Consider the following 20701-nt stretch of genomic DNA (forward strand, 5'->3'; position numbering starts at 1 on the left):
GCACGGAACGGACCTTGGTCACGTTGCGTCGCAGCAGGCGCCGCATGCGCTTCAATGCTACTCGCGCAGAAATTCGTTCAGCTGCGCGGTGGTCAGGATGCGATCGAGATATTCGAAGCGACCGTGTTCGCGCACTTCGCGCGCCGCCTCGAGCAGACCGCTCATCGCGGCGCGATAAAGCGAGGTCGCCAGGCTGATGCGGCGCACGCCGGCAGCTTCCAGTTCCGCCACCGAAAACGAACGTCCGCGGATGCCGGCCATGAAGCTCAGCGGCTTGGACAAGGCCGCGCACACCGTACGTACCGCGTCGAGGTCGGGCAGGCCCGGCGCGAACAACACATCGGCGCCGGCTTGCTCGTAAGCGCGCAGGCGACGGATGGTGTCGTCGAGATCGGGCCTTTGATGCAAAAAATTCTCCGCGCGCGCGGTCAGCGTGAAGCGGAACGGCAGCGCGCGCGCCGCTGCCGCGGCGGCCGCAACGCGCTCGGCCGCGTGTGCGAGATCGTAGATCGGCTCGTCCACATCGCCGCTGAAATCCTCGATCGAACCGCCGACGAGTCCGGCGTCGGCGGCGAGGCGGACCGTCTCCGCCACGATGGCGGGCTCGTGGCCGAAGCCGTTCTCGAGATCCGCCGACACCGGCAAATCGGTGGCACGCACGATCGCGCGCGCCTGCGCCAGCGACTGTTCGCGCGTGATGCCGCCGTCGCGCCGCCCGAAGACGCCCGCGCTGGCGCCGCTCGAGGTCGCCAGCGCTTGGAAACCGAGTCCGTCGAGCAGGCGTGCGGAGCCCGCGTCCCAGGCGTTGGCGATGACGAAGGCGCTGCTGCCGGCGTGCAAGGCGGCGAAGCGTTCGGCTTTGGCGTGCTGATCCGTGTTCATCGATGTGCGCGGCGAGTGATTCAGGCGGAAACCTCGGCTTGGACCGCTTGCTCGAAATGGAACGCAGTGGCGACCAGTCCTTCGCGGAAATAGAACTTGTGCGCCTGCTGGCGCTGCGTGCCGGAGTCGAGCGTGAGCTTGAGGCAGCCGCTGCGGCGGGCGATGCCTTGCAGATGCGCGAGCAGCGCCTTGCCGACGCCGAGCGAGCGCTGCTCGCCGTCGGTGACCAGATCGTCGACGTACATGTGCACGCCGCTGAAGGTGTTCTCGTGCATGCGGTAGACCGCGACGCCGACGACGGCATCGTCGCGCGCGGCGATGCACAAGCGGCCACCGCCCGCGAAAACTCGACGCATCTTGCCGGTGTAGTCGGGCGGCAGATGCGGCCGCAGTTGCCGATGAACCGCCTCGGCGCGCTCCAGCCACGGCGCGGCGACGATTTCGCCGGACACGTCGGTGACATCGATGATGCGGATGACTTCGTTCATTCGCGTGCTCCGTTCGCGGCGAGCAAGGTGCGCACCGACGCAGGTAAAGGCATGTCGGCCGCGGAAGCGTCGGCGTCCGGCGCGGCGTAGTGCGTTTGAATGGGAACCACGCCGGCCCAGTGCGGCAAGGTGAGATCGGCCGCGTCGTCCTTGACGCCGCCGTCGCGCACCTTCGCGCTGGCATCTTCGATCTCGAAACGCAGCAGCCGGGTCGCGGCCAGTTCGTTGCGATCGGCCGCACGCGATTCCGCGGCGCGCTGCGGAATCAGCGCATCGACGAAACGTGCCAGCGCTGCGGCCTTCTGCGCGGTGTCTTCGACCGCATAGGCGCGGCCGAACGCCACCACCGAACGGTAGTTGAGCGAATGATGGAAGTGCGAGCGCGCCAGCACCAGGCCATCCACATGCGTGACGCTGAGGCAGGCCGCGATGCCTTCGCCGAGCTGATTGATCAGGCGGCTCGCGATCGAGCCGTGCAGCAGCAGCGCGTCGCCGTCGCGCGCGTACAGCATCGGAATCACGAACGGTTGCGCGTCGACGCAGAAACCGACGTGGGCGATCATGCCGGCGTCGAGGATCGCGTAGATCGCCTCGCGCTCGTAGCGCGCACGCTGCTTGGTGCGTTGGACCTTGTGGCGGGCGGCGGTGCGCATCGGCTCAGCGCACGCGCACGGCGGGGCGGAAGCCGATGCCGATACGGTTCCAGGCGTTCATGCCGGCGATGACCAGGCCGAGATCGACCAGCTCCTTGTCACCGAAATGCTCGCGAGCCTGCGCGTAGGTTTCGTCATCGTCCGCATGCGTGATGGCGCTGCGCGTGAGCATTTCGGCCCAACCCAATGCGGCGCGCTCCTTCGCGTCGAACATCGTCACCTCGCGCCAGACGCACAGGCAATCGAGGCGTTGTTGCGTCTCGCCGGCGTCGCGCGCTTCGCGCAGGTGCATGTCCACGCAGTAGGCGCAGCCGTTGATCTGCGAAATGCGGATCTCGACCAGTTTGCGCAGCTTCAAATCGATGCCGCACTCGGCCAGGTAACGGTTGATGCCGGCGAGCGCGTCGATCGCGGCAGGTGCGGCCTTGCGGTAGTCCAGGCGGGCTGACATGCGTACGGTTCCACATTGGGAAAGTCCTACTTTAGCGCCGATTATTGGTACCATGTAGTTCCAGAATCACGAGCATCGAAGGGGCCAATCATGTACCTCGATCTGGATGGTCAAGGGGCGCGTTACGCGCAGCTGATACGCGCTCTGAAGGGCGCCATCATGGACGGCCGCGTCGCCGCCGGTGCGCGCTTGCCGGCCAGCCGATCGCTCGCGCGCGAACTGGATCTGTCGCGCAACACCGTGCTCGCCGCCTACGAGCAGCTGCAGGCGGAAGGTTTCCTGCTCGGCCGCGTCGGCTCCGGCAGCTTCGTCGCCAATATCGGCAACGCGGCGCCGCTGCGGCGGCCCTCGAATGCGTTGATCGCGCCGCTGTCGGCGTTCGCGCGGCGCGCGCTCGCCAATACCGACGGCCGCCGCATTCCCGGTCGCCAGCATTCCGATCTGCGCTACAACCTCCAATACGGCCTGCCGCTGGTGAATCCGCTCCTGGCCAGCGTGTGGCGGCGCGAAGTCAGCCGCGCCGCCGAGCACACCGAGTTCGACTACCCCGACGCGCAGGGTCTGCCGGCGCTGCGCGAACAGATTTGCGACTACCTCTCGCGCCGGCGCGGCGTGCCGGCGGCGCCCGAAGATGTATTGATCGTCTCCGGCACGCAGCAGGCCTTCTCGCTCGCCGCGCGCGTGCTGCTCGAAACGGGCGATACGGTGGTGCTGGAAGACCCGCACTATCGCGGCGCGCGTCAGGCGTTCACCACGCACGGCGCGCATGCGCGCGGTTGCCGCGTCGATGCCGACGGTCTGGTGCCGGCGGCATTGCCGGCGAGTGCGCGGCTCGCGGTGGTGACGCCGTCGCACCAGTTCCCGACCGGCGCCTTGCTGCCGCTCGGACGCCGCGTGGAATTGCTGGAATGGGCGGCCGAGCGTCACGCCTGGCTGATCGAGGACGACTACGACGGCGAGTTCCGCTACGGCGGCCGTCCGCTGGCGGCGTTGAAGTCACTCGATCGCGATGGCCGCGTGATCTACATCGGCAGTTTCTCCAAGGCGCTGTTCCCGGCCTTGCGGCTCGGCTACATGGTGTTGCCACCGGCGCTGCGCGACGCCTTCGTCGCGGCGAAATGGCTGGAGGATCGTGGCAACAACTCGCTCGAGCAGGCCGCGCTCGCGCATCTGATGCAGAGCGGCGGCTTCGAGCGCCATCTGCGCCGCGCCGCGTTGGCGCTGCGCGCACGCCGCGCGGCGATGTTGAACGGCTTGAAGAAACACGCGGGCGGACTGGTCGAAGTGGTCGACTCCAACGCCGGCATGCACCTGACCGCCTGGTTGAGCCGGGCCAACCACGGCGACTGCGAGCGCCTCGTCGCGCATGCGCGCACGCGCGGCCTCGGGCTCTACACGGTCGCGCCGTACTGCATGAAGCCGCCGCCGCGGCCGGGCCTGGTGCTCGGCTATGCCGGCCTGCCGCCGGCCGACATCGAGGCGGCGATGAAGCTGTTCGGGAAATGCCTGCGCGAAGCGGGCCTGCAGTCGACGCCTGCGGCGGCGTGACGAACGCAGCTTCGTAGCGAAGCAGCAGCTGGCCGAAACACGGTCGCCGCGGCGCGCAGAGTTCGACTCTGCGCGCCGCGGCGAGAGCAGCGCGTGCAGGTAGCGCGCTACTCCTCGGGGCTATTGCAGCCCATTGCCCATCGCTGCGGCCAATGAACCCTGCGCGTCGTCGCCGCTGAGTTCCCAGAAGAACGCGCCGCCGAGCCCCAGCGTCTTCACGTACTGCATTTTTTCCGCGATCTGCGGCGGCCCGTCGAAGGTCCAGAAGGTCGAGCCGTTGTAGATCCACGCCGAGCGCGTCTGCGTATCGGTGTAGCTCGGATAGTTCAGATTCTTCAGCACGCGGTAGTCCTCGATGCCGGCTTCGTAGGTGCCGGGCGCCGCGCTGCCGCTCTGATACAGGCCGTTGTTGGAACTCCCAACGCCAGTCCAGCCGCGGCCGTAGAAGCCGATGCCGAGATTGAGCTTGGCGGCCGGTACGCCGGCGGCGAGGAAGGCGCGGATCGCATCGTTGGTGTTGTAGTGCGCGACGTCGCCGGTGGACGGGTCGGCACTCGAGGCGTACAGCGCGGAGTGGAAGTTCGTGGTCGGCTCCCAGGCACCGTGGAAGTCGTAGGTCATCACGTTGATGAAGTCGAGCGAAGCCTGATACTGCCCCGGCGCGGTGACGCGGATCTTGTCGACGCCGGCACCGGCCGCGATCGACAGCAGGAGACCGGGGCGCACCGCGTCGAGCTGGCGGCGGAACTCGGCCAGCAGCGCGGTGAAGTTCGCGTTGTCGGCGGGCGTGCCGCAGCTCAAGCCGCAGGCGACCGGGTACTCCCAATCGATGTCGATGCCGTCGAACACGCCGGCCGCCGCACCGGCTCCGCCGGCGCCGTCGGTGACCGGCAGATTGCCGCGGATGTAGGCGTCGATGCAGGAGGCGACGAACGCCGTGCGGTTCTCCGGCCGTGCCGCTTCGGCGAATCCGCGCGACCAGGTCCAGCCGCCGAGCGAGATCAACACCTTCAGGCCGGCGTGGCGCGCCTTCAATTTTTTCAGCTGATTCCAATTGCCGCGCAGCGGTTGATCCCAGGTGTCGCCGGCGCCGTCGACGCTTTCGGCAGCGCCGAACGAGCGCGTGTAATCGGCGAAGGCGTCGCCGCCGGCGCCGGTGTTCGGATCGCTGGGCTGGATCACGCCGACTTCGCAGCGGTTGTTGCGCACGTTGCCGAAGGCGTAGTTCAAATGCGTCAGGCGCGCGGCCGTGCCGCTGGTCTCGATGTTCTTCACCTTGTAGGCGCGGGCGTAGATGCCCCATTGCGTGAAGTAGCCGATGACGCGCTTGTCGCCGCCGTCGTCGATCGGCTGCGTGCTGGCCGACAGTGCAGCGCTCTGCGCGGAGGCGTTGCCGGCGCGGTCCCGCGCACGGACGCGGTAGCTATGGGTCGAGTTGGCGGCGAGGCCGCTGTCGACGTAGCCGGTCGTGCTCGGCGAGCCGACCAGGCCGCCGTCGCGATAGACGTCGTAGCCGCCGACGCCGCTGCCGCCGGCGTTGTCGGTCGAGGCGTTCCAGCTCAGCGTGATCGTGCTCGCGGTCTGCGCCGGTGAGGCGAGGCCGCTGGGCACGCTGGGCGGCGTCGTGTCGCTGCCGCCGCCGTTCACCGTGATGTGGACGACGGCGGAGGTGGTGGTGGCGCCGTCGTCGTCGGTGGCGACCGCGGTTAGTGCATAGCTGCCGGCCGGCAGGTTGTTCCATTGGACTTGGTAGGGCGCAGCGCTGGCGCTGCCGAGCGAGGTCGAACCTTGCAGGAACGCGACCTGGGTGACGCTGCCGTCGGAATCCTGCGCGTTCGCCGTGATGGTCAGATTGGTGCCGGCGCTGAAGCTCGCGCCGTCGGCCGGGGCGCTGATCGTCACGCTCGGCGGCAGGTTGCCGCCGCTGCTGCCGCAGGCGCCGAGATCCCGGTACCAGCCGCAGCTGGGGCAGTGCGTCGGCGGTGCATTCCAGATCGAGACTTGGGCTTCGTACAGGCGGCCTTGATAGACCAGCCTGTCGCCGGGGTTGTAGATGGCTGCTGCGTTCCACGCGGCGACGCCGTCGCAGGAAACGCTTTGTGCGAATGCGCTGACGAGCAGCAGCGCGTTGAGTAGTGCCAGGGCGAACAACCGGATGCAGGTACGGATGAACATGGCGGGCGCTCCTCGATGCGAGGGGGAAGGGGCAGGCGGTCGAGAGTCGAAAGCCGCGTGCCGAGCGTCAGGCTGCGCCCGTACTGACAACGTTGTCAACGATGAATTCCTCTTGTTTTCGCGGGCATCGTCACATAATGGCGAATCGAGATGTCTGGTGGACATCGGCGTCGCCGCCGAATCGGTTGAAGCGCGCCGTGGACGTCCCGATGTAGTAGCCATCAGCCACAGAGCAGGCGCCGGGCACGCACCGGCATAATGTGCGCTTCACTGGATGCCAGAAGAGTCATGGGTTACAGCCAAACCTCCGAACCGATCCGCTTCGAACGTGACTGCGCCGCCGTGATGGTGCCGCAGGGCGAAGTCGTGACCTTGCCGGCCGGACAGGTCGGTTACATCACCCAGGCGCTCGGCGGCAGTTTCACCGTGTACGTCGACGGCAATCTGTTCCGCATCAAAGGCACCGACGCCGACGCGCTCGGCAAGGAAACACCGCCCGCGCTGGAGCTGCCCGAAGGCGCCGGCGACGCCGACGTCGAGAAGCTGGTTTGGCAGCAGCTGCGCACCTGCTTCGATCCGGAGATCCCGATCAACATCGTCGAGCTCGGCCTGGTCTACGACTGCGATCTGGAACGCCTCGACGACGGCCGCCGCAAGGTCAACGTGCGCATGACGCTCACCGCGCCGGGCTGCGGCATGGGTGACATCCTGGTCGACGACGTGCGCACCAAGCTCGAAGCGATTCCGACCGTGGCCGAAGCCGACGTCGATCTGGTCTTCGATCCGCCGTGGAATCAGACCATGATGTCCGAGGCGGCGCGGCTCGAAACCGGCATGATGTATTGAGCACGAGGTAGCGAGCTTGCGACGCAGCGGTCGTTCCGCTGCCGCGTTTCGTTCTAGCATCGGCACATCAGGGAGGGCTGCCATGAAAGCTCGTTTGCACGTGTTCGCCTTGCTGTTGTTTCTCGCGAGCTTGATTTACGACCTCGTCGTCTGGGGCGCGGTGCCGACGCTGGAAGAGATCGGTCCTTCGATCGCCGATTCGGCGCGGCGCGAGGCGCCGCTGGCGGCGACCTACATCGCGCTCGGTGCGCCGCTCAATCGAATGATTTCACCGTTACAGGCATACGGCCGCCAGCGCCTGGATATTGCGCTGGCTGCTGGCCTCGAGCGCTTGCGCGAAGACAAGACCGCCGCGATGGATCTGATCTTCGGCAATAGCTGGAATTTCCAGCACCGCTGGATCAAGGCGATGTACTGGGCGCCGCCGCTGCTGCTGCTCTTGACCTTGGTGCTGTGGTTGCGGCGCCCGCGTCAGCTGCACGCACTTGCGCCGCGCCGCTGAACTTCGCCGGCGGCAGGCCGTGAGGCGTCGCACACAAACCGGCAAATCTTCAAAAATTCGTTAATACGTTCAGGGATTTATGTGCGTCGTTCCCCGGAATGCCGGCGCGCATGCTGATAGCGTCGAGGGGCGCACCGCTTGTTGGATCGCGGGGCGTCGGTACCGAGGCGTCGAGCAGCGATGCGCGGCGCCGTCGCAACAGTGCCCGGCGACGGACTGAGAGAGGAGGCCGTCAGCCGAGGCGGATGCGACCGCGGGGCGGAGGGAGTTCGCGTTACGGGCGTCGCGCGCTGCGCGGCGATTTCGTCCACTCCAACGCTGGGGATAAAACTGATGTCTATTTCGCACCGTCGTATGCGGCGTTCCGTGCTTGCGGGCGCCATTCTTGCCGCCGGTCTGTTTTCGGCGGCGCAGGCCGCAAGTCCCGTCAACGCAGCCGATCTGCAGACCTATGCGGACCGCGCGAATTTCGCCGCGGCTTCCGAGCAAGTGCTGTATCAGGCCTACATCGTGACCTACGCGCCGGGCAGCGCGCAGCGCATGCAGCAGGCCGCAAGAAAGCAGGATTTCGCGCGAGTCGCGGCCGAAACCGGCCTCGAGGTCAAGCACGTGCGTACGCTCTCGACCGGCGCCGAACTCGTCACGGTCAGCGGCGACAAGCAGCTCGTCACCTCCTACGCGGAGAACGCGCGCCAGGTGATGGTCGCGTTCGCGAAGAATCCGGCGGTCGAATACGTCGAGCCGGATCGCATCATGCATGCGGTGTTGAGTCCGAACGACACCAACTACGGCAGCCAGTGGGATCTGACCGATGCGACCGGCGGCGTCAATCAGCCGCTGGCCTGGGACGTCTCCACCGGCAGCGGCATCAACGTCGCCGTGATCGACACCGGCATCACCCCGCACAGCGACCTCAGCGGACAGACCGTCGGCGGCTACGACTTCATCAGCAGCTCGACCACCGCGCGTGACGGCAACGGCCGCGATTCCAATCCGAACGACGAAGGCGACTGGAACAACTCGACCGAATGTCCGCCCTTCGGCGCCGCCAATTCGAGCTGGCACGGCACCCACGTGACCGGCACGATCGCCGCGCTGACCAACAACAGCAAGGGCGTCGCCAGCATGGCGTACGGCTCGAAAGTGGTGCCCGTGCGCGTGCTCGGCAAATGCGGCGGCACGGTGTCGGACATCGTCGATGCGATCGTGTGGGCCTCGGGCGGTTCGGTCAGCGGCATTCCGGCCAACGCGAATCCGGCTCGCGTGCTCAACCTCAGCCTCGGCGGCGGCGGTGCCTGCGGTTCGTTCCAAGCCGCGATCAACACCGCGCGCGCGAACGGTTCGGTGTTCGTGGTCGCGGCGGGTAACGAGAACCAGAACGTCACCAACTCCTCGCCGGCGAACTGCAGCGGCGTGATCTCGGTCGCGGCCACGACCAAGGCCGGTTCGCGTGCGTCGTATTCGAACTACGGCAGCACGATCGTCGTCTCCGCCCCCGGCGGCGCCGGCACCGGTGGCAGCGCGGACATCCTGTCCACGTTGAACACCGGCACCACGACGCAAGGCAGCGAGACCTACGCCTACTACGCCGGCACCTCGATGGCTTCGCCGCACGTGGCCGCCTTGGCCGCAGCGATCCTGTCGAAGAACTCGTCGCTGACGCCCGATCAGGTGAAGAACTTCATCACCGCCAACGCACGTGCGCTGCCGGGCAGCTGCTCGGGCGGTTGCGGCGCCGGCATCATCGATGCGAAGAAGACGCTCGATGCGGTCAGCGGCGGCGGCACCAATGTAGCTCCGACCGCGAACTTCGGTTTCACCACCAGCGGACTGACGGCCAATTTCACCGATTCCTCGACCGACAGCGACGGTACGATCGCCTCGCGCTCATGGAACTTCGGCGACGGCAGCGCGGCTTCGACGGCGACCAATCCGAGCCACACCTACGGCGCCGCCGGTAGCTACAACGTCGCGTTGACGGTGACCGACAACGGCGGTCTCAGCAACACCAAGACGCAGTCGGTGACGGTCTCGACCGGCGGCGGCAACGTGCTGCAGAACGGCGTCCAGGTCACCGGCCTGGCCGCCACCACCGGCAATTCGCTGAGCTACACGCTGAGCGTGCCGGCCGGTGCGACCAACCTGAAGTTCGTCACCGCCGGCGGTAGTGGTGATGCGGACCTCTACGTGAAGTTCGGTTCGGCGCCGACGACCTCAAGCTACGACTGCAGCTCCGAAGGCAGCAGCACCAGCGAGACCTGCAACATCGCCACTGCGCAAGCCGGCACCTACTACGTGCTGGTGTACGCCTACGCGAGCTTCAGCGGTCTCGGCCTGACCGGCAGCTACAGCACCAGCAGCGGCACTGCGCTGAGCAACAACGTACCGGTGACCGGCCTGGCGGCAACCAGCGGCAACTGGACGCCAACCTACACCCTGGTGGTGCCGAGCGGTGCGACCAACTTGTCGATCGCGATCAGCGGCGGCAGCGGCGATGCGGATCTCTATGTCCGTCTCGGTGGCGCACCGTCGACGACCAGCTACACCTGCCGTCCGTACTTGAGCGGCAACAACGAGACCTGCTCGTGGACCGCGCCGACGGCAGGAACCTACTACGTCGCCGTACGCGCGTACTCGACCTTCTCCGGCGTCACTCTGACGCCGCGTTACACGCCGTAGCGGTGAGTGATCGCAGGACGCGATGAAAAAAAAGCGGCGGCCGGAGCGATCCGGCCGCCGCTTTCGGTTTACTCGCGCGATCGTCCTCGATCAGCCGCAGCCATCCTGGCCGCACTTCCGACCGGTCGCTTTACAGACTCTCGAAGCGATTCGCGTCGCGATTCTTGCGCACGCGCGTCGGGTCCCAGATGCGTCCGTTCATCGCGATGTAGACGCCGTCGGGCAAGGTCTGCACCGCGCCGACCGCACAGCCGATGTTGAACACCGCATCGGAGCCTTTGAACAGCGCCGGGTTCAACGCGCCGGTCAACACGATCACTTTGCCCGCGATCCCGGCCAGCGCCTGCGCGGTCTCGACCATCGTGTCGGTGCCGTGCGTGACCAGCACGTGGCGGTGCGCCTGCTGCTCGATCGCCGCACGCACCGCGGCGCGGTCGGTATCGTCGAGGTGCAGGCTGTCCTTGCGCAGCACCGGCAGCACTTCGAAATCGAAAGCGACGCCGAGCTGCTCGAGGATCTCGCCGATCTGCGGCGCGCCGATTTGAAAGGTGGATTTGTCGTCGAAGTAGATCTTGTCGATGGTGCCGCCGGTGGTGACGATGATCAGATGCTGCATGGTCGTTCCATGGAAAGGTTGCGGGAATGCGGAGGGGTGCGAAGGGGGCCGTGTATGGATGTCATGCCCGCGAAAGCGAGCATCCCAGCTGCGTCGCGCGGATCGGAAGAGGTGGTGTCATGTAATCTCAAAGCGCACGCGCGATCAGGTTTTCGTCGACCAGCGCGGCAGGCAAAGTACCGAGCGTCAGGCCGTGCGCGCCGCCGAGGCGGCTGCGGCAGAACGCCGGCGCCGCCGGACTGCCGGCGCGCAGCAGGACGCTCGCTTGCAGCGCCAGCGCCAGGCGTTCGGTCAGTGCGCGCGCATCGGCTTCCTCGATCCGTGGCGAGGCCAGCATCTGCTGCAGCGGCGGCAGCGCGTCGTCGTAGGCGGCATGCAGTCCGCGCGCGCCCTCCAGCTCGGCCAGCAGCGCGGCGCCGCACTCGGGCTCGCGCGCCAGCGCGCGCAGCACGTCCAGGCACTGCACGTTGCCCGAGCCTTCCCAGATCGAATTGAGCGGTGCTTGCCGGTACAGCCTCGGCAGGATCGATTCCTCGACGTAGCCGGCGCCACCGAGACATTCCTGCGCTTCGTTGACGAAGGCCGGTGCGCGTTTGCACACCCAGTACTTGCCGATCGCGGTGGCGATGCGCGCGAGCGCGGCTTCGTGCGCATCGCGTGCGGCGGCGTCGACCGCGCGTGCGACGCGCATGGACAAGGCCAGCGCCGCTTCGGATTCGAGGGCAAGATCGGTCAGCACGTTGCGCATCAGCGGCTGCTCGATCAGGCGCTTGCCGAACGCCCGGCGATGCGCGGTGTGATGCAGCGCGTGCGCCAGTGCCATGCGCATCTCGGCGGCTGAGCCGAGCATGCAGTCGAGCCGCGTCAGCATGACCATTTCGAGGATGGTCGCGATACCGCGGCCTTCTTCGCCGACGCGCCAGGCGGTGGCGTCGGCGAACTCGACTTCGCTGGAGGCATTGCTCCAGTCGCCGAGTTTGTCCTTCAGCCGCATCAGGCGGAACGCGTTCTTGCTGCCGTCGGGCAGGCGCCGCGGCAACAGGAAGCAGCTGAGCCCGCCGGGTGCCTGCGCCAACACCAGGAACGCGTCGCACATCGGTGCCGAGAAGAACCACTTGTGTCCGACCAGGCGGTACTCGCCCGCGTTCGCGCCGGGCTCGGCGCGCGTGCTGTTGCTGCGTACGTCGCTGCCGCCCTGCTTCTCGGTCATGCCCATGCCGAACATCACGCCGGGCTTGGCGCCGATCGCCGCGTCGCGCGTGTCGTAGCGGCAGGCTGCGATCTTGTCGATCCATTCGCGCAAGTTCGGCGCGTGCCGCAGCACCGGCACGGCGGCGTGCGTCATCGTCAGCGGGCAGCTGGTGCCGGGTTCGACCTGGTGATGCAAATAGCTTAGCGCCGCGCGCGCGACGTGCGCGCCGGCTGCGGCTTCGGCCCAGGACAGTCCGGCCACGCCGTGTTCGACGGCGGCTTGCAGGATGCGGTGGTAGTTGGGATGGAACTCGACCGTGTCGATGCGATGGCCGTAGCGGTCGTGCGTGCGCAGCCGCGGCTTGTCGCGATGCGCATCGAAACTCAACGCGTACAATTCGTCGCCGGCGAGCGCGCCGTAAGCGGCGATACGCGGCGCATAGGCGGCCGCGCCCTCGCGTTGGACTGCTTCACGCAAAGCGATGTCGCCGGCCCACAAGTCGCGCGGAGCGAACTCCGGCGGCTGGTTGTCGACCAGATGCGTTTCGAACGGCGGAAGCGGCGCTGCGGACATGGGCTTGGGATCCTGCGCGAATCCCGCGATTATGTCACTCGTGCGATCGTCCTTGATCGCTTCGGTCTGAAAGGCTGCGGCGGTCGACCAGGATGGCGCTTTCGGATCGTCTACCCGCGGCCATCCGTGGCCACACTTTTCAGTTGCTGCCTCACAAGAGGCGACAGCATTCGCTCACGCCGCGAGCCGCTCGTGGCTGGCGATCGAGGCGTGCGCCGAAGCGATCGCCTGCGCCTTCTGCGCCTCGCCGAGGTTGACGCCTTCGGCGCGCACGAATTCGATGTCGGTGATGCCGATGAAACCGAAGATGTGGCGCAGATACGGCTCCTGGAAATCGGCGCCGGCCGCCGGCGAGCTGCCCGAATAGACGCCGCCGCGCGAGGAGACGACGATAATCTTCTTGCCGCCGGCGAGGCCTTCGGGGCCAGCGGCGGAATAGCGGAAGGTCTTGCCGCCGATCAAGATGCGGTCGATCCAAGCCTTGAGCGAACTCGGAATGCCGAAGTTGTACATCGGCACGCCGATCACGACGGTGTCGGCGGCGAGGAACTCTTCCAACACCTCATTGTTCGTACGCACGGCCGGATCGTCGGCATCGGCGAGCGGAGTCCAATGCGGCAATGGGTTGGCGGCGAGATCGCGGTAGATCACCGGCGCACCGGGATTGCGGCGCTTCCAGTTCTCCACCAACGCGGCGCTGAGTTCGCGTGAGACGGAATGCGCGCCCAGCGCGCTGGAGTCGATGTGCAGCAAGTTCATGGCGAACCTCGTGGGTCAAAGCCGTTTCCGGCGACCGAAACAACGTAGTTCGTGTACGATGATTCGATAAGTCCGCAATTCTTGGATGGATCGTTCGTGAGATGAAACAATGAACCTGATGACGGTCGGTCCCCTGGCGGACCTGAATGACCTCCGTTTCTTCGCCGGCGTGGTCGAACACGGCGGTTTTTCGGCCGCCGGCCGCGCGCTCGGCGTGCCGAAGTCGCGCCTGAGCAAACGCGTCGCTCTGCTGGAGGAGCGCCTCGGCGTACGTCTGTTGCAGCGGACCACGCGGCGCTTCGCGGTCACCGAAATCGGCGAGCGCTTCTATGCGCATTGCCGCGCCATGCTCGAAGAAGCGCAGGCGGCGCAGGACGCGGTGGCCGAACTCAGCACCGAGCCGCGCGGCGTCGTGCGCGTGAGCTGCCCGGTATCGATCGCGCAGACCGTGATGGCCTACCTGCTGCCGGAGTTCCTGTCCGCGCATCCGAAGGTACAGGTGCGCCTGCTCGCCAGCGATCGCCGTGTCGACTTGATCAGCGAAGGCGTCGACATCGCCGTTCGCGTACGCACCAAGCTCGACGCCGACGCCAGCCTGATCCTGCGCAACGTCGGCCACAGCCGCGTGCTGCTGTGCGCGAGCAAAGCCTTCCTCGACGCACGCGGCCGCCCGTCCGCACCGGCCGAGCTGGAATCGTTGCCGCTGTTGTCGTGGAACGAGCACGAAGGCGCACAGACGCTCGAATTGAGCAGCAACGATGGCGCACGCATCAACGTCGAGCTGCAGGCGCGCCTGATCTGCGGCGAGTTCAACGTGATCTACGAAGCGGCCAAGCGCGGCATCGGCATCGCCGCGCTGCCGGAATTCATCTGCGCGCCGGCGATCCTGCGCGGCGAGCTGGAAGTGGTGCTGCCGGAATGGAGCGTGCCGCAGGGCATCGCGCACTTCGTCTACGCCAGCCGCCGCGGCCTGTTACCGGCGGTGCGCGCCTTCGTCGACTTCCTCGCCGAGCGCCTGCCGGAAACCTTGCGCACCAAGCACGAGCAATGCATGAAGCGCAACGATGGCGCCAGCATGGCCGATCCCCTGGGTACGAGGTGAGATGTTCGAAAGCGTAGAGCGCGCCGGTGCCCATTGCGATGCGACGGTTGCGCTGCGGCCGAACGAACCGCCATCCGCCGCTGCGCGCCGTGCCGAGTTCGACGTGGACGCCTAAGCCGGCTTCCACGGCTTGCTCGCGGGTGAGCGAGGATGCAAGGGCGCGCGCGACGCAGCCTGCCCGATGGCGGCGGCGACTCGGCACCAGATTCCATTTTTTCGTGCTGCGGACGGAATCGACCCAAACCGGCGAAGACGGTAGACGTCGACGGCCAGTGCAGTCGTCTCCGCGTCGCGTGCGCATCGAGTCGCGCGCGCCGATCCGGGCGGCCGTTCCAGCCAATCGCGCCAGGCGGCGCTGATGCGGGCGCCCAAGGCGAGATGGGCCTCGCTGATGACGAGGTTGCGCAACGAGGCTTCGCTGATTCGCCGATGGCTCAAGCGGCAGCAATGACGTCGTGCCGCCAGATACCACTGCCGCAGACTCCAGCGCGGATGCGGCTCGATCGGCGCAGGCGCGCAAGCGTGAATGGATGCGCTGTGTAGCCGCAACGCTCCCGCGGCGATGCAGGCCCCGACCATGCGCGCGGATACGTGCAGTTGTCGGCACACCTCCGCTACCGTCAGGCCTTCGCACACACGCGCGCTCAGGCCGCGACGGCACAGCTGACAGCGCACGGCGCGTTCGCTGCGGCGCAGGCGCCGGCACAGCACCGCTACGGGCCAGGTTCCGGCCCAGCGCTCCAGATTCCGCAGCTCGCTGCGGCTCCAGCGCCGGCGCGTTTTCGTCGCGCACGACGCCCCGCCGAACGCAGGCTGGCATTCCCCGTTTCGACGCATAGCGGCTTCGCGCCCGGGCCCGGACGCCTCCTTCGACTTGTGGTCGCCGCAACCCCGGCGCGCAGTTCACCGCATCGAACGTGGATACGCCGTCAACGCACAGCGTCATTTCACCGGTCGCTCGACCCTTCGCGCGCGCTGCCTGCCGCGTTGGCGGGATGAGACAAAACCCGGCGCGGTTGGGCTCTCCAAATCTCTGATCGCCGCGGCGTTTTTCCCCCAGCCAGCGAGCGCTTCGCTGGACGGATTGCGTTTGCGTTCTAGTGTGGCCGGCACGAGTTCGCCGCGAGAAAAGCCGAACGCGCAGCGGCGATAACGAAGCCAGCCATCCTAGTCCGCAGGAGAATGCTCATGATTCCGCGTATTCCCCATAGCTGCCTGGTCGCTGCCGGCCTGCTGTTCGCGACCGGGTTTGCGCAGGCTGCCGCCATGCAGGACATCGGCACCGCTTCCGGCCCGCAGTGCGCCGGCCTCGACGTGAACAATGCCGGTCACGTCGTCGGCGTCTGTGCCGAAGCCGACGGCTCGGCCTCGGCCTTCGTCGCGCTCGCGCCCGGCAGCGCCGTCGACTTGCAGGACCTGGTTTCCAACCGCAACTGCGCGGCCGCCGCCATCACCAACAGCGGACGGGTGATCGGCCGCTGCCTCGACGGCGACTCGCTGTCCACCGCCGTGATCTGGACCGTCAGTCCTCCCGCGGCGCCGACCTCGGCGCAGGAATTGGCGTCGCTGCTCGGCGGCATCCGCACGCAGGCCACCGCCTTCAACCAAGGCGGCGTCGTCGCCGGCGTCAGCATCAACGCCAACGGCACGGCCTTGCCGGCGATGTGGCGCAACAACGAAACCAACGCGCGCGCCTTGCCGATGGGATTGCTCGGACTCGGCGCGACCAACTGCGTACCGACCGACGTCGACAACGCCGCCGTCGATCCGGACCGCCCGGACATCGTCGGCAATTGTCCCGGCAGCGCCGGCCGGCCGCTGCCGTTGCGCTGGAGCGCTACCGGATTGCTCGGCGCCTACGTCGCCAACGCGCTGCCGCTGCCGACCGGCGCCGTCTATTGCGCGACGGCCGAGGTGGTCAGCGGGCGCGTCTTAGGCGGCTGCGATTTCGGCGCGGCGGGAGCGCGTACCGTCGTCTGGTCCGGCTCGCCGGCGGCGCCGCAAGTGTTGGAGTTCGTCCCGCCGATGCGCAACGGCGGGGCCGATCTCAATGCCCACGGCCAGGTCGTCGGCCACTACCGCGACAACGACGGCGACTCGATTCCGTACTTTTGGGATACGCAAACCAATCTGCGCGCGGACATTGCCGCCCTCGGCGGCGGCTTCAACGCCGATGTCGAGGAAATCGGCGACAACGGCGTGGCGGTCGGCGTCAGCGAACTGGGCGACGGCAGCCGTCACGCGTTCAGCTGGACGCTGGCCGGAGGCTCGCTGGATCTGGGTACTTTGCCCGGCGGCGAGAACAGCTCGGCGGCCGGCCTGAGCCAGGACGGTTGCTATCTAACCGGCGCGAGCGAGGTGGCGTTCGAGCATGCGACGCACGCGTACGTGCAAGACCTGTGTACGCCGTGAATCTTCGTCGGTTTCGGGTTTCGGCGCCGCTGGTCTCGCTCTGTGGCCATTGCTCAGAGAGGACGCGGCATATCCGTCGTGCGATCGGAGAGTTCATTCCGATGAGTGCGAATCGCAAGGTCTCGATAGGTCGCGTGCCTGTCGCATCAAGGCGGTCATTGGGATGAACGCGATTAGAAAAATCTGGGTCGGTCGCGCGATGTGCGTCGTGACGATTTTCTTCGTTGAAATGATCGAAAATTCTTCGGCGGAACCGCTGAATGGATATGATGATTTGCGCAAAATTAAAGACTTGATTGAGTTTCTTGATAGAAAAACTGACAACGTAATTACGAAAGAGGAAGTCGAAGAGATGTTTAGTCGCATCGATAGAGAGGGAGACGAGGCGGTGTGTGCGCTAGGGCTGAGGGCCGAGAACGGTGAGCTCAGCTGGATGACATTCCACCATTAGGAGTCCATTCGAATGAGCGCGATTGGAAAAATCTCGAGAGGCGGCATGCTTTGCATCGCGTTGGCGATTTCTTTAGGGGTGCTTGAAAATTCTTCGGCGGAGCCGTTGGAGAGCGTGCCCTATCTCCCGGTGAGTAAGCCCGTGGAGTACAACTATCAGTACTGTTGTAAACAAAATAATCAGAGTGAATATATAAATTTAGAATATATAGAATTTGAGTATGAGAGTAGACCACTTAAATCACGGGCAAATCCTCCTCCGGGCATTGCTTTCGATCCTAGGCGATGCACATGCGATTGGGAGTATCGAGCTGAATAAAATCAATGTCGCCGGCAATGAGGCTTCGAAGAAGCTTGCGCCGGAAGGTTTTGCAGCCCTCGCGCCGTTTTCGAAGCGAGCGAGCCGCCTGGAGACCTCGCAACAGCGCGGAGTCTGCCTTCTTGGCAACGCGCCCGACTCCGTCGTTCGCTCAGTGCGGTGTGCGACGGCTGATCCAGCCAAGCACGCCGATCAGCGCGACGCAGAGCGCGATTTCGAGCAGCGCCGGCACGCGCGTCGCCGGATACACCCAAGCGGCGACGACGCCGTGGCAGAAGTAGAACAAGGCCAGGATGCCGACCCAGAGCAAGGCGCGGTGCGCGCTCTTGCGCAGCGCGAGCAGTGGCCACAACAGCGGCGGCAAGGTCAGCAGCAGGGCGAGGTCGCCGCGTCCGCCGACCGGCGGCGCCAGCCACAGGTACCAGGCCGGTTGCAGCAGCACGAGCAGGGCCCAGGCGATCAGTCCCAGCCGCAGCGGATTCAAACCGAGGCTCCGAGTTTCTTCGCCGTTTCGGCGACGCGGCGGCCGAGTGCGCGTGCCACCGTGCGCTGGTCTTCGCTGATCGCGTTGTCGCCGTTGCTGCCGGCGACGTGACTCGCGCCGTACGGCGAGCCGCCGCCGAGCGTGCGGCTGAGCACCGCCTCGGTGTAGGGTACGCCGACGATCAGCATGCCGTGGTGAAGCAAGGGCAGCATCATCGAGAGCAGAGTCGTTTCCTGGCCGCCGTGCATGGTGCTGGTCGAGGTGAACACACCGGCCGGCTTGCCGACTAAAGTGCCGGAGGCCCATTCGGCCGCGGTCGAATCGATGAAGTGCTTGAGCGGCGCGGCCATGTTGCCGAAGCGCGTCGGGCTGCCGAGCACGAGGCCGGCGCAGTCGCGCAGGTCTGCGCGCGTGGCATAGGGCGCGCCTTCCTCCGGCTCCGGCGCCTGTGCGATTTCCGTCACCGGCGCCACCGGCGGCACGCTGCGCAGGCGCGCCGCGAGTCCGGCTTCCTCGACGCCGCGTGCGACCAGCCGCGCGAGCTGCGCGACCTTGCCGGTACGGCTGTAGTAGAGAACGAGGATTTCGGACACTGCAGCGACCGTCGAACGAGGGCAGCGGACGATAGTCGGCACGGCGCTCGGGCGCAAATCCGCGGCAGCGAGACGCGCTCCATCCGCGCGTGCAAAGGTCAGCCACTCGGTCGTCGCCGCGGTCTGCCGCGATTTGGCCGTGCGTGCACACTGCGTTAGGCTCCCCGCATGCTCGCGCGCATCCACCACTTCACTCGATCGCTACGCGACCGCGACCGCGTCGGCTCCTTCCTGCGCTTCACCTGGCAGCGCTTCCTCGAAGACCGCTGCATGCAGACGGCCGGCGCGCTCGCCTACACCTCGATCTTCGCACTGGTGCCGCTGACGGCGGCCGTACTCGGCATCCTCGCTGCGTTTCCCGGGTTCGCCGGCTGGCGCGATCAGATCACCAGTTGGGTGTTCGAGAACTTCGTGCCGGCCGCCGGCAGCACCGTGCAGGGCTACATCACGCAGTTCGCCGACAGCGCCAGCAAAGCCACCGCGGTCGGCATCCTGGTGCTGCTGTTCAGCGCGGTGTCCTTGATGATGAGCATCGAGGACGCGTTCAATCGCATCTGGCGCGTGCGCGTCGCGCGCGGCGCGACGGCGCGCTTCATCATCTACTGGACGGCGCTGACGCTCGGTCCGCTGCTCCTGGTCGCGGCGCTCGCGATCAGCTCCTATGCGTTCGCGCTGCCGTTCATCGACGCGGCCGAGGCGCAGTTCTCGATCAAGGCGCGCGTGCTGGCGGCGCTGCCGTTCCTGATCGTGTGGGCGGCGATGATCGCGGCCTACGTGGTGATTCCCAACCGCAGCGTGCGCATCGCGCATGCGGTAATCGGCGCGCTGATCGCAGCGGTATTGTTCGAGGCGGCCAAGCGCGGCTTCGCGCTGTACGCGACCAAGTACGCGAGCTACCAGCAGGTGTACGGCACGCTCGCCTTGGTGCCGATCTTCATCTTCTGGATTTATCTGTCGTGGATCGTGGTGCTGCTGGGCGCCTCGATCACCGCCTCGCTGTCCGCCTTCGACTATCGTCCGGCCGATCAATTGCTGCCGCGCGGACAGGAGTTCGCCGGCCTCTTGTGCGTGTTGTCGCGCTTCGTCGACGCGCAGCGCGAGGGCAAGGGTCTGCACAGCATCGCGCTATTGGCGAGCGAGCCGTATCTGACCGACGATTTGCTGCAGCGTTACATCGGCGATCTGCATCGCATCGGTTTGCTCCAGCGCGGCGAGCTGGGCGAATGGATGGTCGTGCGCGATCTCGCCGCCACCGACCTGCTCGAGATTTACGAAGAGGGCGGCTATCGCCTGCCGCTGGAGCCGCACGCGGCCGCACAAGGCCTGCAACCGCCGGCGCGGCAATTGCTCGACGAACTCGGCCGCAGCTTGCGCGCGGAACTTGCGGTGCCGTTGGCCGCACTGTTCCCGCTGCAGGTACCATCGCCGCCTGCGTCCGCGCCGCCGCGCGCCACTCCCACGGAGCCCGTATGAAATCGCTACGTCAGCTGAGCCTTTGCGCCGCGTTCGGCCTGGCCGCGTTCGTCTCGACCACCGCCGCGCTGCGCGCCGACACGCCCAAGCCGCCGCCGAAACAGCCGACGCTGAAGATCGCGACGCTGGACGGCGGCAGCTTCGATCTGGCGGCGCAACGCGGCAAATGGGTGATCGTGAACTTCTGGGCGACCTGGTGCTCGCCCTGCATCAAGGAAATGCCCGACATCTCCGAGTTCGTCGCCGGACGCAAGGACGTCGCCGCGATCGGGCTCGCCTACGAAGACACCGACAAGGCCGACGTCGAGGCGTTCGCGAAAGCGCATCCGGTGAAGTATCCGTTGGCACAAGTGGACGTGTACAAGCCGCCGGCCGATTTCGAGACGCCGCGCGGCCTGCCGACGACGTACTTGATCGCGCCCGACGGCAGCGTCGCGAAGAAGTTCACAGGTCCTATCACCGCCACCGATCTGGACAAGGCGATCGCGGCGGCGAAGCCGTAGC

The 20701-nt window shown here is 66.7% G+C and carries 19 protein-coding genes; 9 read left to right on the top strand and 10 right to left on the bottom strand.

What is annotated here, in order from left to right; genetic code table 11:
- Positions 1 to 57: 57 nt before the first annotated feature.
- Genes AC3QL3_RS05785 through AC3QL3_RS05800 form a run of 4 tightly spaced genes read right to left on the bottom strand, consistent with a single transcriptional unit; the run spans position 58 to position 2474 of the window.
- Entirely contained in the window at positions 58 to 882 is an 825-nt protein-coding gene (locus AC3QL3_RS05785; RefSeq protein WP_492897395.1) for an isocitrate lyase/PEP mutase family protein, read from the bottom strand.
- A gap of 20 nt (positions 883 to 902) precedes the next feature.
- Positions 903 to 1370, bottom strand: a complete 468-nt coding sequence (locus AC3QL3_RS05790) for a GNAT family N-acetyltransferase (protein WP_492897396.1) — start codon at positions 1368 to 1370, stop codon at positions 903 to 905.
- A complete protein-coding gene (locus tag AC3QL3_RS05795; RefSeq protein ID WP_492897398.1) occupies positions 1367 to 2023 on the bottom strand; it encodes a pyridoxamine 5'-phosphate oxidase family protein in 657 nt (218 codons plus the stop codon). The genes AC3QL3_RS05790 and AC3QL3_RS05795 overlap by 4 nt, the downstream gene beginning before the upstream one ends.
- A gap of 4 nt (positions 2024 to 2027) precedes the next feature.
- Positions 2028 to 2474: a carboxymuconolactone decarboxylase family protein gene (locus AC3QL3_RS05800; protein ID WP_492897399.1), complete on the bottom strand. Its 447-nt coding sequence runs from the start codon at positions 2472 to 2474 to the stop codon at positions 2028 to 2030.
- A 90-nt stretch (positions 2475 to 2564) separates the two neighbouring features.
- Here AC3QL3_RS05800 and pdxR point away from each other — a divergent pair, with 90 nt between their 5' ends.
- Positions 2565 to 4022: a MocR-like pyridoxine biosynthesis transcription factor PdxR gene (gene pdxR / locus AC3QL3_RS05805; protein WP_492897400.1), complete on the top strand. Its 1458-nt coding sequence runs from the start codon at positions 2565 to 2567 to the stop codon at positions 4020 to 4022.
- A 120-nt stretch (positions 4023 to 4142) separates the two neighbouring features.
- Here pdxR and AC3QL3_RS05810 read toward each other — a convergent pair whose 3' ends face one another.
- Positions 4143 to 6197 (bottom strand): glycosyl hydrolase family 18 protein, encoded by a 2055-nt coding sequence (locus tag AC3QL3_RS05810; RefSeq protein WP_492897401.1) that lies wholly within the window; start codon positions 6195 to 6197, stop codon positions 4143 to 4145.
- A gap of 288 nt (positions 6198 to 6485) precedes the next feature.
- Here AC3QL3_RS05810 and sufT point away from each other — a divergent pair, with 288 nt between their 5' ends.
- From sufT to AC3QL3_RS05825, 3 genes are all read left to right on the top strand, one after another.
- Positions 6486 to 7043, top strand: coding sequence for a putative Fe-S cluster assembly protein SufT (sufT, locus tag AC3QL3_RS05815; protein WP_492897402.1), 558 nt, complete (start codon positions 6486 to 6488; stop codon positions 7041 to 7043).
- A gap of 82 nt (positions 7044 to 7125) precedes the next feature.
- A complete protein-coding gene (locus AC3QL3_RS05820) occupies positions 7126 to 7545 on the top strand; it encodes a hypothetical protein (RefSeq protein ID WP_492897403.1) in 420 nt (139 codons plus the stop codon).
- 333 nt (positions 7546 to 7878) lie between these two features.
- Positions 7879 to 10224 carry a S8 family serine peptidase gene (locus tag AC3QL3_RS05825; protein WP_492897404.1) on the top strand — a complete coding sequence of 782 codons (2346 nt, stop codon included), beginning with the start codon at positions 7879 to 7881 and terminating at the stop codon, positions 10222 to 10224.
- Between the two features lie 130 nt (positions 10225 to 10354).
- Here the strand turns inward: AC3QL3_RS05825 and AC3QL3_RS05830 are convergent, their stop codons facing one another.
- From AC3QL3_RS05830 to AC3QL3_RS05840, 3 genes are all read right to left on the bottom strand, one after another.
- Complete coding sequence (locus AC3QL3_RS05830) at positions 10355 to 10840, bottom strand: asparaginase domain-containing protein (protein WP_492897405.1); 486 nt, start codon at positions 10838 to 10840, stop codon at positions 10355 to 10357.
- Positions 10841 to 10967: 127 nt separating this feature from the next.
- The gene (locus AC3QL3_RS05835) at positions 10968 to 12605 is read right to left on the bottom strand and encodes an isovaleryl-CoA dehydrogenase (protein WP_492897406.1); all 1638 of its coding nucleotides are present in this window, start codon (positions 12603 to 12605) and stop codon (positions 10968 to 10970) included.
- A gap of 174 nt (positions 12606 to 12779) precedes the next feature.
- Positions 12780 to 13364, bottom strand: a complete 585-nt coding sequence (locus AC3QL3_RS05840) for an FMN-dependent NADH-azoreductase (RefSeq protein ID WP_492897408.1) — start codon at positions 13362 to 13364, stop codon at positions 12780 to 12782.
- Between the two features lie 118 nt (positions 13365 to 13482).
- Between AC3QL3_RS05840 and AC3QL3_RS05845 the strand changes: the two genes are divergently transcribed.
- The 3 genes from AC3QL3_RS05845 to AC3QL3_RS05855 all read left to right on the top strand — a co-directional run bounded on the left by AC3QL3_RS05845 (position 13483) and on the right by AC3QL3_RS05855 (position 17329).
- The gene (locus tag AC3QL3_RS05845) at positions 13483 to 14466 is read left to right on the top strand and encodes a LysR substrate-binding domain-containing protein (protein WP_492897409.1); all 984 of its coding nucleotides are present in this window, start codon (positions 13483 to 13485) and stop codon (positions 14464 to 14466) included.
- Positions 14467 to 15654: 1188 nt separating this feature from the next.
- The gene (locus tag AC3QL3_RS05850; RefSeq protein ID WP_492897410.1) at positions 15655 to 16878 is read left to right on the top strand and encodes a hypothetical protein; all 1224 of its coding nucleotides are present in this window, start codon (positions 15655 to 15657) and stop codon (positions 16876 to 16878) included.
- Between the two features lie 163 nt (positions 16879 to 17041).
- Positions 17042 to 17329: a hypothetical protein gene (locus tag AC3QL3_RS05855; protein ID WP_492897411.1), complete on the top strand. Its 288-nt coding sequence runs from the start codon at positions 17042 to 17044 to the stop codon at positions 17327 to 17329.
- A gap of 469 nt (positions 17330 to 17798) precedes the next feature.
- Here AC3QL3_RS05855 and AC3QL3_RS05860 read toward each other — a convergent pair whose 3' ends face one another.
- Together AC3QL3_RS05860 and wrbA are read right to left on the bottom strand one after the other, a co-directional pair.
- A complete protein-coding gene (locus AC3QL3_RS05860; RefSeq protein ID WP_492897412.1) occupies positions 17799 to 18131 on the bottom strand; it encodes a DUF2069 domain-containing protein in 333 nt (110 codons plus the stop codon).
- Entirely contained in the window at positions 18128 to 18724 is a 597-nt protein-coding gene (wrbA, locus tag AC3QL3_RS05865) for an NAD(P)H:quinone oxidoreductase (RefSeq protein WP_492897413.1), read from the bottom strand. The genes AC3QL3_RS05860 and wrbA overlap by 4 nt, the downstream gene beginning before the upstream one ends.
- A gap of 168 nt (positions 18725 to 18892) precedes the next feature.
- Here wrbA and AC3QL3_RS05870 point away from each other — a divergent pair, with 168 nt between their 5' ends.
- Both AC3QL3_RS05870 and AC3QL3_RS05875 read left to right on the top strand, forming a co-directional pair.
- Positions 18893 to 20197, top strand: a complete 1305-nt coding sequence (locus tag AC3QL3_RS05870) for a YihY family inner membrane protein (protein ID WP_492897414.1) — start codon at positions 18893 to 18895, stop codon at positions 20195 to 20197.
- Complete coding sequence (locus tag AC3QL3_RS05875) at positions 20194 to 20700, top strand: TlpA family protein disulfide reductase (protein WP_492897415.1); 507 nt, start codon at positions 20194 to 20196, stop codon at positions 20698 to 20700. Before AC3QL3_RS05870 ends, AC3QL3_RS05875 begins: the two co-directional genes overlap by 4 nt.
- Position 20701: the final 1 nt, after the last annotated feature.

The organism is Dokdonella sp. GW821-FHT11D02 (assembly GCF_058808595.1).

What these genes read in the sequence shown, in the direction of transcription:
- AC3QL3_RS05785 (WP_492897395.1), bottom strand. Translation starts at nt 882, where the DNA reads ATGAACACGGATCAGCACGCCAAAGCCGAACGCTTCGCCGCCTTGCAC.
- AC3QL3_RS05790 (WP_492897396.1), bottom strand. Translation starts at nt 1,370, where the DNA reads ATGAACGAAGTCATCCGCATCATCGATGTCACCGACGTGTCCGGCGAA.
- AC3QL3_RS05795 (WP_492897398.1), bottom strand. Translation starts at nt 2,023, where the DNA reads ATGCGCACCGCCGCCCGCCACAAGGTCCAACGCACCAAGCAGCGTGCG.
- AC3QL3_RS05800 (WP_492897399.1), bottom strand. Translation starts at nt 2,474, where the DNA reads ATGTCAGCCCGCCTGGACTACCGCAAGGCCGCACCTGCCGCGATCGAC.
- pdxR (WP_492897400.1), top strand. Translation starts at nt 2,565, where the DNA reads ATGTACCTCGATCTGGATGGTCAAGGGGCGCGTTACGCGCAGCTGATA.
- AC3QL3_RS05810 (WP_492897401.1), bottom strand. Translation starts at nt 6,197, where the DNA reads ATGTTCATCCGTACCTGCATCCGGTTGTTCGCCCTGGCACTACTCAAC.
- sufT (WP_492897402.1), top strand. Translation starts at nt 6,486, where the DNA reads ATGGGTTACAGCCAAACCTCCGAACCGATCCGCTTCGAACGTGACTGC.
- AC3QL3_RS05820 (WP_492897403.1), top strand. Translation starts at nt 7,126, where the DNA reads ATGAAAGCTCGTTTGCACGTGTTCGCCTTGCTGTTGTTTCTCGCGAGC.
- AC3QL3_RS05825 (WP_492897404.1), top strand. Translation starts at nt 7,879, where the DNA reads ATGTCTATTTCGCACCGTCGTATGCGGCGTTCCGTGCTTGCGGGCGCC.
- AC3QL3_RS05830 (WP_492897405.1), bottom strand. Translation starts at nt 10,840, where the DNA reads ATGCAGCATCTGATCATCGTCACCACCGGCGGCACCATCGACAAGATC.
- AC3QL3_RS05835 (WP_492897406.1), bottom strand. Translation starts at nt 12,605, where the DNA reads ATGTCCGCAGCGCCGCTTCCGCCGTTCGAAACGCATCTGGTCGACAAC.
- AC3QL3_RS05840 (WP_492897408.1), bottom strand. Translation starts at nt 13,364, where the DNA reads ATGAACTTGCTGCACATCGACTCCAGCGCGCTGGGCGCGCATTCCGTC.
- AC3QL3_RS05845 (WP_492897409.1), top strand. Translation starts at nt 13,483, where the DNA reads ATGACGGTCGGTCCCCTGGCGGACCTGAATGACCTCCGTTTCTTCGCC.
- AC3QL3_RS05850 (WP_492897410.1), top strand. Translation starts at nt 15,655, where the DNA reads ATGATTCCGCGTATTCCCCATAGCTGCCTGGTCGCTGCCGGCCTGCTG.
- AC3QL3_RS05855 (WP_492897411.1), top strand. Translation starts at nt 17,042, where the DNA reads ATGAACGCGATTAGAAAAATCTGGGTCGGTCGCGCGATGTGCGTCGTG.
- AC3QL3_RS05870 (WP_492897414.1), top strand. Translation starts at nt 18,893, where the DNA reads ATGCTCGCGCGCATCCACCACTTCACTCGATCGCTACGCGACCGCGAC.
- AC3QL3_RS05875 (WP_492897415.1), top strand. Translation starts at nt 20,194, where the DNA reads ATGAAATCGCTACGTCAGCTGAGCCTTTGCGCCGCGTTCGGCCTGGCC.